This window comes from Candidatus Cloacimonadota bacterium (genome assembly GCA_016932035.1).
In the GTDB taxonomy this organism is placed as follows: Bacteria; Cloacimonadota; Cloacimonadia; order JGIOTU-2; family JGIOTU-2; genus Celaenobacter.
In genome coordinates, this window is the sequence record JAFGDR010000015.1 from 18,679 (window position 1) to 30,504 (window position 11,826).

The following is an 11,826-nucleotide window of genomic DNA, read 5'->3' on the forward strand; positions in this document are numbered from 1 at the left end:
TCCTAGCGCAATATCGCTACTTTGATGATCTGCTTTTCACCGGCTTCATTTTCAACAATAATGAAATAAACACCGTTCGCAACATAATCACCGTATTCGTTTTTACCATCCCAGAACATCGAAATGTTACCATCTACTGTGCTTTCTTTCACGAGTTCGCCAGCGACATCCAATATTCTCAATTTGATTATAGGGGAAGTCGGGTTATCAAAGTTTGGATAAATTGTGCCGGGATATGTACTATAATTATCAGGATTGTATGGATTTGGACAGAAGTATGGATCATCAATAGGTGGTATAGGTGCTCCAAGCTTTACAATAACTTTGTTGTTATCTTCATCATACTCTTCTATATCATAGTCTGCATCCGCTATAATATAAATATCATGAGAAAGTGTATCCGGCATAGTCCAATTCAGATATACTGTTCCTTCATCTCCATTTCCCATTGGTCCAAGATTATATGATCCAATTGGATTAACACTTATTGTTGGATTACCATCATAGAAACGAACAACAAATTCGCCAACAGTAGCACCCGCTTCAGTATGGCACTCGACCGTTGCTTCAAAGGATACTACTTCCCCTTCAGCAGGATGAAGATTTGATACAGTAACATTGCTTGCTGTTAATTCAAGATCAACATTTGATGTCCATAATGGAACATATATAGGGGCAGTTGAGTCAGAACAAAGTCCCTCTGTATCCCAGACTCTTAATCCGACAAGACCTGAGTACACAACATCAAATAACACATCTGTGGTTACACCAGTTGCATCATCATATTGTCCATCACCATTTGTGTCCCATTCGTAGAGAGTAATTCCACGATCATCTGGATCATATGAGCCAGAACCATCTAATGTAATTACACCATTAACACGACTATAGTAAGGTCCACCAGGATCTGCAATAGGTGCATGGTTTACACTGTCATTAACTATTGTAAAATGTATATCTGTATCTGTTAAACCGTCACTACCAGTAACAAGTAAAGTGACTTTAAAAGTATCTTCCACAGGGTATTGCCATGTTACAAATTCACCAATAGCATCAGGATTATTCCAGTCTATACCATCATCGGCATCAAAGTCCCATTCCCATTGAGTAATAAATTCCTCAGGATTTTGATGATAGGAATTCTTACCTGAAAAAGCAATCGGAGTATTAGTTGGTTGAGGTAAACTGGAAGAGCTAATAACTGCTATGGGTTGTAATTGAACAACACCGCGAGTTAATACTAATACGGAAGCTGCAGTTGTACCTTGTTGGAAGGTAAAGAAAACCCCGCCACTCGGCCATGAACCATTTGTATTTTGTCCGTAAGTGACATTATCAAGAAGGTAATCAGAAACCTCTTCATACCAGTCCCTTGGTCCTGCACCAAAGGATGTGATATCATAAAATTCCATTGCCTTTTTTAAACCGTAAAGACCATAGTAATTACCGTTTAAAATTTCTCTCCAAGGATAAGGATCATGTGTGTCGTTCCAATGAAAATCTACAAAATTCAGAGCATTTTGAATTGATACATCTGTTTCAAGCGTTCCGATATAATAATGACTTCCAATACCAGCTCCAGTTTTAGCTATATTGAGGTAAGTAGCTGGAGCATTATATCCAAAACCGCCGTTGATATCTTGGCTATAATCCAACCAATATGCTAGTTCATCTTTTACCCACTGCGGGGTTTGTATTGGTGGCATATTTTGTTCTATTGCAATAAGAGCGAGCACAGGCCACTGGACAGCAGAATTATCGCTTGATCCATAATTGCTTGAATGAACATAGTACCTCCAACCGCCACGTTGATTCCCAGAAGTAGCATCAGTCTGTGACCAGGCAATACAGTTCATGGCATCTTCCATAACCTCGTAATATGTCATTCCAGCAAGAGAACCACTTGCAACCACACTATCCGGCTGATTACTTGCTGCAACTGCTAAACAAGCAATTCCACTTGAGTAATTATCATGACTTGAATTAAGAAAGTAAGTTCCTATCCCATCTCCATCAGTGTCCGGATCACCTGCAGGCTGTACTCCTATGTTAACTGTTCTACCATTAACATTTATCAGCCAATCTAAACCGAGTTGTACAGTTTCAGCATAAATATCTTCATCGTAATCATTATTGCCGTAATGGGCATTTTCTTCGAACGCCAATACAGCAAGTCCGGTTGTTCCTACGCCATATTCTCCAGTTGTGTACCACCAGCCACTAGAATTTTGATTCAAATAAAGCCAGCGTAATCCATCTTCGATAGCAGCATTGACTCGTTGTGCTTTGTTGACAATGGGCACAACATCGATTGTTGTTTGGTCAACATCTATTAAGCCATCGTCATCAGTCACTGTTAATGTGGCAGTTTTTATACCACCTGTTGTATACGTGTGTGTTACAGCAATATATCGAGCATCTGTCACTGTTCCAGTAAGAATATTTCCATCTCCCAGATTCCATTCATAGGTTCCAGCTGTGACATCACCCCAATGTACGTTACCCCAAATTGTAATTTCTCTACCAACCCAACTATAATAAGTAGGCATACAATTGACCATTGGACCAGCTTGTTTTGATTGCATTATTTCATTCCAATCGCCAAGATGATTCGATCCAGGGGGAGAAGTTGCTGTTGAATATTTTTCAAGTAACTCCTTGGCTTGTTCTATCAAATCATCTGCTACTACAGATGATATCATTAAGCCTAATGAAATAATTATTCCAATGAAAAATACTACTATATGTTTTTTCATTTTGTTCTCCTTTTAAATGTGTGATTATAATAAACATTTTCATAGAAATGAATAGTATCAAAAAAATACCTATTTAAGACATTAATCATACTTTTTTATTATCAAAAAATTTATTAGAAAAGGGACATGCAGCAATACAACTAGAGCATCCACCCCCGTTTTCAACCCAAAACATGTAGCATTTATCGACATCAACCACCCATCGTTTAACACCTGTACTGTTCGACACACTCTTTACTGCATATGAGGGCTCAGTATCCCGAGAGATCGCTGATACTTCACATGCGTTTATGCATAGTGTACAGTGCCTGCAAATTTCTTGTAAAGAAAAATCTATCGGTTTATCAGTTTTAAGTGGAATATCAGTGAGTACTTTGCAGATTCTTACAGTTGCACCGTACTCTGGAGTAACCAGCATGCCGTTCCGTCCGAGTTCTCCCAGACCCGCATCGATTGCAAGCGGAATGTTGAGCGCTGTATCGTTCCCGGATGAGATTGCTTTGTATCCAAGATGTCGAATGAACTGCGCAACTGATGATGCGACAAACGCCATCTGGGAATATGCAATGCCACCGGATGTTATGGCTGACCAGTCTGGAGAATGTGATATATCCTCATTCATGGGGATGATCATGACAATTGCATGAGTATATTCAGGAGAAACATCAACAGGTTGTCCATACATGCTTGTTTCATAAAGCCAGTTCCTGTTCAAGGCACAGATCCCGACAAGGGATGCGCCGAATTTCATTGCTGTATCTTTCACCTCCTGTGTAAACTGTTCAATATCCTCGATTTCATATTTTGGAAGCTGCGGTTCTGAGAGTTTTGTAATCTCATTATCCAATTTCTGCTCAGAAAAAGCTCCTGAAAAATGATTGAAAAGCGTCCATGAAGCACAGGCACGGGCTAATTCAAGGCGGGAATATCCTTCTTTTTCTTCTTTTATCACGCTATGCGAATGGAGATAATTACATTTATAGAAAAAGGATGCGGATTTATCATACATGACCCTGCCGAAAACATTCTTTCGTTCGTCGAAACGTTCTAATGTTTCAGGATCAATTTCATAGGTCGGTTTATCGACCTTTTTTACGATAATATCATCCACGACTTAGCCCTGTGCAATAAGTTCGAGAGCGATCAAGCAATATGATGTAACAAGAACTTTGTTGTTTTCCCACCATCTGCCATTTTCGTTTTGCCACCAGCCCTCTTCATTTTGAATTTTCATGAGCTGGTTTGCAAGTTCCTGTCTCCAGTTATGTTCAACCCCGTCATCACCGACGATGATGACTGCATCATAGGCAGTCAGGGCTTTTGCCATCATGAGATAGTAGTAGAAAAGTCCCTGTTTACCGAGAACCGGATTTGTTTCAACAATAAAATGATTACTGATCCAATCATATGCTGCCTGAACGCGGGGATCGTCTTTCTGGAGTTTTGCATAGATCATGCTTTTCAGTCCGGCATAGGTCATATTTCCATACGATGCGGTTCCACCTGCTTTGCTTTTGCCAGGCTCATACATGAATCCACCGTCATTCTGTGAATACGGTTCCGGATTATATTCCTCGAGGTTCTGGCAACGCTGCAAAAAGACGATCGCTTTATCAAAGAACACTTTCTTTTCTTCAATATTTGTGATCTCTTTCGTGTTCAGATCGACCTCATCAGTAGCGATCGGTTCGCGTTCCAGCATTGCTTCAAGCGCCCATTGAAGGTTTGAAAGGTCGGGACGCTCATCACCGCCGTATCCCACACCTCCATAGTACAGACTATCAACCGAATAACCTTCAGCTTCATCGATCTGCAAACCAAGGAGATATTTTTCTCCCCTATCGACAATATCTGCATATTGAGGATCATTTACCTCTTTGAAAGCCATAAGGCATATTGATGTATTGTAGTTCGGCATGTCATTTCCAAATATTGCACCATTGGGTTTGGCACAGCTTGCGAGAAATCCAAGCCCTTTTGCAACTGGTTCAAATTGATAGCTGATATTCGGATTGCTATTCAGGATTGCAATAACGGCAAGTCCCGTAATGGCAGGATAATGCTGCCAGCTGCCATCTTCTTCCTGCTGCTCCACAAGCCATTGCAGCCCGATCTTGATCGAATGTTCGACCTCATGGGTTAACGAGAGATCTACCTTTGCATGGCATACAGAGATCATCAGGAAACAGATTGCGATAATGATTACTATTTTTTTCATATACACACCTCAAATTAATCTATAGCGATAATTTTTATCATTGCTTGTGTCCCTTTTTCGGGAACAATATTGTTATTTGCTTCATAAAAGGTATCATCGGTGATCGTTGGCAAAGGACTGTGAAGGATTGCAAAAGGATCATGATAGGTACGAATAATGTTCTGCTCCAGATCAGCTATGAACTGTCCTTGTACGATCTTAGAACCGAGAAAAACCCAGTGTGTTTCCTGCATTTCCCTTTCCTTAGGAACATTCCATACGAGACGCTCAATACGCTCTTCATGAACCTCTCTCAATGAATCTGACCATATAACATACACATCGACAGAATCACCCTCAGGCACTGTTTCATAATTCGCTAATTCCATATTTTGACCGCATTCAAGTCCGAGTAATAGGAGTGCAATTTGTACATAGGATGGAATAGCATCTGTTTTTAAAATTGTCTCATGCAGTCTACCCTTTGGACCGACGAGAATTGTTTCGATCAATCCTTTGTTCATATTGAATTCAGCCGGAAATGTGATCTCTCTTCGCTCAGCATCGATCGTGATATTATCTATCTTATAAAGATCTTCATCAATTTGTTGAATGAGAGTATCTGGAGCTTGGGCACAAAGACTGGAAAACATACAAGTGAGAAATAGTACAATAAAAAATATGTTCAAAATTTTCATTTTTACTCCATGTTTACTTGGTTTCAATTAACGAAGTACCGCAATTTTCACGATCTCTTTCTCATCAGCCTCATTGAAAACGATCATGAAATAGACGCCGTTTGCTACGTACTTGCCAGCTTCGTTCTTACCATTCCATGAAACTTCTTCAAGAGATAGATTTTCTCGTTTTATTACCAGCTCTCCGTTGAGATCATAGATCAATAATTTTGTAATAGGCGAGTCTTTATCAGCAAAATTCAGATGAGCAATTCCTGGTTCTCCATTTAGTTCAGGATTATAGGGATTCGGTTCGAAATAGGAATCCGTGACAGGTGTTTTGCTTCTTATAAATGTTTCAACATATTTGGTTGTGGTAACAAGGTCATTACCGATCGTGCAGAAATTTACGAGTGTATCAGGTGTTTGTATGCCGGAAAGAACTCTCACTTCGACCCAAACATCCTCTTCGATGCCTCCTGCCAATAATGTTCCAACATCCCAGGTAATCGTATGTTCCTGCTGATCGTAGAAACCGTCATCGCTGATATTATGAACGGAGACATGCTGATCTGATGGTAGCCAGTCCGTTATGATAACATTTTCAAGTGGATAGTTGAGTTGATTTTGATATGAGATCGTATACCTCATTAATTTGTTTGGTGAAATCCATGTAAAAACGCCGTCATCTTTTTGAACACCATAAGGATTATATCCTATATCCCGGTTTGGCACACACATTCCTGCTGGATTGTTGATCTCTTCATCATTGATAATATGAATCTCTTCGAGTATTTCATTAAGAACTAGTATAGTATTGATTCCTGAGGTTGAACTCAAAGACACAAAGAGGTTTCCGGTCATATCATCTATCTCCAGTTTTACAACATATGCGTCTTGTGAAAGATAATAAGATCGAACAGCAGAGGTTACAAGATCATATTGCAGAATTTTTGAGCCATAATTATCTGTAGCACTATATAGATACTTTCCATGATCAACTGCAATAGAAGTAGATTTTTGGAAGATATCCACATACCCTTGATGTGAGAGATCATATGCAGAGAAGTAATGGACGCTACTTTGCGAACTATCAGCAACATATATCAGATCGTTTGAACTATCGTATTCTAAATCCTGTCCGTTGGTAATATTTTCAAGTTCTGTGTAATAGGGACTCGATCCTTGTAGTGTAAAATTCGTATCATCGTAAAACCATGAATACGTGAAGAGTTTTTTTGTATTTCGTTCAAGCGCATACAAGATTCCCAACTCATCATTATATTGAATTGCAGCAGGATTCGATATGTTATTAAGCTCTGCAAAACCATAGCTTTTAAATAATCCAGCATCGACACATTCAATAACATTACTACCTCTGAAGGACACAAAGAGTAACTTGTTATTTGATTCCATACACAGATCATAAGGACCTGAACCATGACTGGGAATACTCAAGGTTTCCTGTTTTTGGATCCCATTATACTGGAGATCATAGGAAATGAGGTCCGTCAAAAGAGGGTAAAGATCATACATATTTCCAATTGCGAACATTGACTTTGCAGTGAGCATGAATGGCATGAGACTTACAAAGAAAAAAATCAGTAAAAATTTTTTCATTAGATTCTCCTCATAAATTAATTCATTCTATCATATTTATCTTTAAACTGCTTGATACTCGTATAAATAGCTTTTGCAGCTTTATCCTGAAAATCGGTAGATTTTAACTTTTTTTCCTCATATTTATTGGAAAGGTACGCAATCTCTACCAGAATTGCCGGCATGAATGCACCTCTGAGAACATAGAAATTTGCTTGCCGTACGCCATTATCTTTTGTTGTGAGATTTTTAACAAGCTGGTTCTGGCACATTTCTGAAAACTCGCTGCTTTCGTTCAGGTACTCGGTCTGTCTCATATCATACAGGATAAAATCGAGGTCAGAATATCTGGCAATACTTTCTTTGTCCTCAAATTTGATAACTTCGTTTTCCATAGCTTCAACAGCGCGTGCTTCGTGCGTTTGAGCCGTTGAAAGGTAATAAACCTCAGAACCGTTAGCCTTTGTATTATATGCTGCGTTACAGTGAATACTTACAAAAATATCCGCCTGGTTTTCATTTGCAAAATCTGTCCTGTCTCCAAGTGATACGAACCTGTCATCTTCACGAGTAAGCAAAACTTTTACATCGAGATTTTGTTCTAGGAGGTTTTTTACTTTCTTCGCTATTTTCAGCACTATATCCTTTTCCTGCAATCCAATAATGCGACCAACCGCTCCAGGATCTTTTCCTCCATGTCCCGGATCGAGGACTATGGTTTTTATCAGATAATTTTCCATAGAGGTAAAATTAATAATGATCGAACCGTCATCCAGCGTGATCTCTTCAGGAAAGAATTTATCGGCACTGAGATGTAAAAAATATTCCGGCACATAGAAGAATCCGTCAACGATCTGGATATCATTATGAAGGTTATAGCTGTGCTGCCCAAAATGTACCCAGTTATTGAAAAATGAGAACTCACAGCGCTTATCAAACAACATGAGATCAACTGTTTGTGAGAGTTGGTCAGCTTTGATTGAACCGTCAAAAATACGTTCAAGATCATAGAGGTTAAAATAATCTCTTCCCTCTAACTCTGTTAAACCAATGTGATCCTTTCGTGTAGAGTTTAGATATGATACATGATATTCTTTTGCCCATACTTGGGTAAAAAGTGTTATCATAAATATAATTAAAACAAAAAAAATTTTCTTCATACTAATAATATGATGTCTTTTAGAATACATAATTTTTGTCAATTTATTATTGACATTCAAGTTAGCGAAGCAGGAAATGTTCGAATGAAAAATACTATATTTGTCATCGATGGTTCTGCAATAATCTATCGTTCTTATTTTGCATTCAAGAACCGTCCTCTCATTAATTCCCGGGGAGAAAACACGAGTGCGATCTTCGGTTTCCTCAGAACGATCATATCTCTGCTTGAACATTTCGAGCCGGAATACTTTGCAATTACCTTTGATGAACGAGAGCCCACATTCAGACACAAAACTTTCAAAGAGTATAAAGCAACACGTGATAAAATGCCAGAAGACCTTGTTGAACAACTTGAACCAATCCTCGAAATGGTGTCCGCAACCGGCATTGCAAAGCTGTCGAAACCAGGATATGAAGCTGATGATATAATCGGCACCCTGGCAAAACGTTACGAGAATAAACACGATCTTGTTATCGTTTCTAGTGATAAGGATTTATGCCAGCTTGTCGATGACCATGTAAAGATTTATGACCAGTCAAAAGACCTGTTTATCGGCATACAGGAAGTGGAAGAAAAGTTTGATGTTCCACCTGATAAGATTATCGATCTTCTCTCCCTAACAGGTGATTCCTCGGACAATGTGCCGGGTATTCCAAAAGTCGGTCCAAAGACAGCAGCAAAGCTTATCCATGAATTCGGTGATCTGGAAAACATATTATCTCATGCACAAGAGATTACATCCGACAAAATAAAAGATAGTATCATCGAATTCGCTGACCAGGGACGTCTTTCAAAAGAACTTGTTACACTGGACATGAACGTTCCGATCGATCTTAATCTTACAGCTCTGAAAACACCAGATATCTTCACTGAGGATCTGAAAATTTTCTGCACCCAGTATGAAATGTTTGCATTCATGAAATATTTCGATGGAGAGACAGAACAACCCAAAAAGAAGGAATTTAAATATTCGATCATTGATAATCAAAAAGAGTTTTCTGAACTGATACAACATCTAGACAATTCAACATATATTGCTGTCGATCTTGAAACCGATTCCTGTGATCCTATCAATGACAACATTGTCGGGATATCTTTCTGTGTAGATGACGAACGTTCATATTACATTCCCCTTGGTCATGTATTTGGCAAACAGCTTGATAAGCAATTGATTTTGCAGGAACTTAAACCAATTCTTCAAGATCCTTCAAAAAAGTATATTGGTCACAACATCAAATTCGACTACATGATCTTTCAAAATGAAGGGATCGAGTTGGCAAACCTGTATTTTGACACTATGATCGCATCGTATGTGCTGGCTCCTGAAGAGCATCGACACAATCTGAATGAAGTAAGCATGAAATACCTGCAGCATTCAATGATTCCGATCACAGATATTATCGGTAAAGGAAGAAACCAGATACAATTCGGTGAAGCTGAGATAGAAAAAGCAGCTGAATATGCTGCAGAAGATGCTTATATAACTTTTCTGTTATGGGAAAAACTGAATCCCCAAATCGATAAAATCTCTCTCTCACAGCTCTTTTATGATATTGAGATGCCGCTTGTCAAAACACTTGCGCAGTTAGAAAGAAACGGCATTTACATTGATCTTCATCTCTTTAAGAAATTATCCCTTGATCTTGATAAGAAAACAGAGGAATTAAAAGACACAATCTATTATAAAACCGGAGAAGAATTCAATATTGACTCCCCGGCACAGTTATCAGAAATACTCTTTGAAAAAATGGATTTGCCTGTCATAAAAAAAACAAAAACCGGGTATTCGACTGATATTGAGGTACTTACAAAACTCAGCAAAACATATGAGATAGCAGCTGACATCATCGATTACAGGCAACTAAAGAAGTTACAATCAACATATATAAATGCTTTTCCAAAATTGATAAATCCTCATACTCATCGGATTCATTCATCGTTCAATCAGACTGTTACTGCAACAGGACGACTCTCGAGTTCAAATCCAAACCTGCAGAATATACCGATACGCACAGAGATCGGACGCGAGATGAGAAAAGGCTTCATCGCTCAAAAAGAGGATCATGTCATCCTTTCTGCAGACTACTCGCAGATCGAACTGCGCATTGTTGCGCTGCTTTCTAAAGATGAACGTATGATCGAGAATTTCAAAAAAGATGGTGATATACATTCACAAACAGCTGCAACAATTTTCGGGATCGATGAAAAAGATGTAACTCCAGACCAAAGACGGCAGGCAAAAGTGATCAATTTTGGCATCATCTATGGTATGGGCGCATTCTCACTTTCTGAAGATCTCGGGCTATCCCGAACAGAGGCACAGGCATTTATCGATAACTATTTTTCCTTTTATAAAGGAGTCTATTCGTATCTCGAATCCACAAAAAAATTCGCCCATGATAAAGGATATGTTAAGACGATCTTTAATCGAAGAAGATACCTTCCCGGCATTAATAGCAGGAACAGAAATGTGCAGTCAAACGAAGAGCGCATGGCAATCAACATGCCAATTCAGGGAACTGCCGCCGATATGATAAAAATCGCAATGAATGATATTTACAATAATATTTCTCATAAAACAGATGAGATAATGATGATCATCCAGGTACATGATGAACTTGTTTTTGAAATACAAAAAAGCAAGATCGATCTTTATAAAAAACTTATTAAACAAAAAATGGAAAATGTACTCCCAGGGGAGTATGCTGGCATCGTGCCGATCAAAGTTGATATTGGTTTTGGTAAAAGCTGGTATGATGCCCATTAACGAGGAACAATGAATATTGAATTAAAATATGGCGAAAAAATCATTACTTGTGATATTCCTGATAAAAATGTACTTGGACTTCTTAAAATGCAACATCTTCAAGCACATCCAAATCCTGAAGTACTCATTCGGGAAAGGTGTGTATACCCTATTGCTTCTAAACCGTTAGCTGAACTCATCAAGGAAAAAAATCCCAAAAATATCGTGATCATTGTGAGCGATATAACACGACCAGGTCCTTTTTCACTTCTTTTAGGAACATTATTACAACTCATTTTAACTCAAGGAGCTACAAAAAACTCAATCCATATCCAGATCGCAAACGGCACACACAGGAAGATGACCGAGAAAGAGATGCGCTATCATTATGGTGATTGGATTGTAGATGAATTTTCCATCAGCAATCATGATTGCCGGGCTGATGATCTCGTGAGTCTTGGTTCAATGACTTCGGGTAACGAGTTGCTCATTAATAGGAAAGTATCAGAAGCGGATTTTCTGATCACTATAGGTATTGTCACGCCGCACTATTTTGCAGGTTTCGGTGGTGGAAGAAAATCAATATTACCGGGCATCAGCGCATATGAGACGATACGATGCAATCATTCGAATATTGTTAATGACTATGCATCTCTTGGAAATATTGGCGATGATAATAAAATCCACAA

The 11,826-nt window shown here is 38.7% G+C and carries 7 protein-coding genes and 1 pseudogene; 2 read left to right on the forward strand and 6 right to left on the reverse strand.

From position 1 onward, the window contains the following. Positions 1-2 precede the first annotated feature (2 nt). From JW794_02485 to JW794_02510, 6 genes are all read right to left on the reverse strand, one after another. Positions 3-2,756 (reverse strand): PKD domain-containing protein, encoded by a 2,754-nt coding sequence (locus tag JW794_02485; protein MBN2016992.1) that lies wholly within the window; start codon positions 2,754-2,756, stop codon positions 3-5. A gap of 85 nt (positions 2,757-2,841) precedes the next feature. After that, positions 2,842-3,867, reverse strand: coding sequence for a reductive dehalogenase (locus tag JW794_02490; protein ID MBN2016993.1), 1,026 nt, complete (start codon positions 3,865-3,867; stop codon positions 2,842-2,844). 3 nt (positions 3,868-3,870) lie between these two features. Then, positions 3,871-4,974, reverse strand: coding sequence for a terpene cyclase/mutase family protein (locus JW794_02495; GenBank protein ID MBN2016994.1), 1,104 nt, complete (start codon positions 4,972-4,974; stop codon positions 3,871-3,873). Positions 4,975-4,988: 14 nt separating this feature from the next. Next, complete coding sequence (locus tag JW794_02500) at positions 4,989-5,651, reverse strand: hypothetical protein (GenBank protein ID MBN2016995.1); 663 nt, start codon at positions 5,649-5,651, stop codon at positions 4,989-4,991. A 27-nt stretch (positions 5,652-5,678) separates the two neighbouring features. Beyond that, positions 5,679-7,250 (reverse strand): amidophosphoribosyltransferase, encoded by a 1,572-nt coding sequence (locus JW794_02505; protein MBN2016996.1) that lies wholly within the window; start codon positions 7,248-7,250, stop codon positions 5,679-5,681. A gap of 17 nt (positions 7,251-7,267) precedes the next feature. After that, entirely contained in the window at positions 7,268-8,356 is a 1,089-nt protein-coding gene (locus JW794_02510; protein ID MBN2016997.1) for an N-acetylmuramoyl-L-alanine amidase, read from the reverse strand. A 117-nt stretch (positions 8,357-8,473) separates the two neighbouring features. Here JW794_02510 and polA point away from each other — a divergent pair, with 117 nt between their 5' ends. Beyond that, a complete protein-coding gene (polA, locus tag JW794_02515) occupies positions 8,474-11,158 on the forward strand; it encodes a DNA polymerase I (protein MBN2016998.1) in 2,685 nt (894 codons plus the stop codon). Next, positions 11,130-11,826, forward strand: a pseudogene (locus tag JW794_02520) (DUF2088 domain-containing protein). Before polA ends, JW794_02520 begins: the two are co-directional and overlap by 29 nt.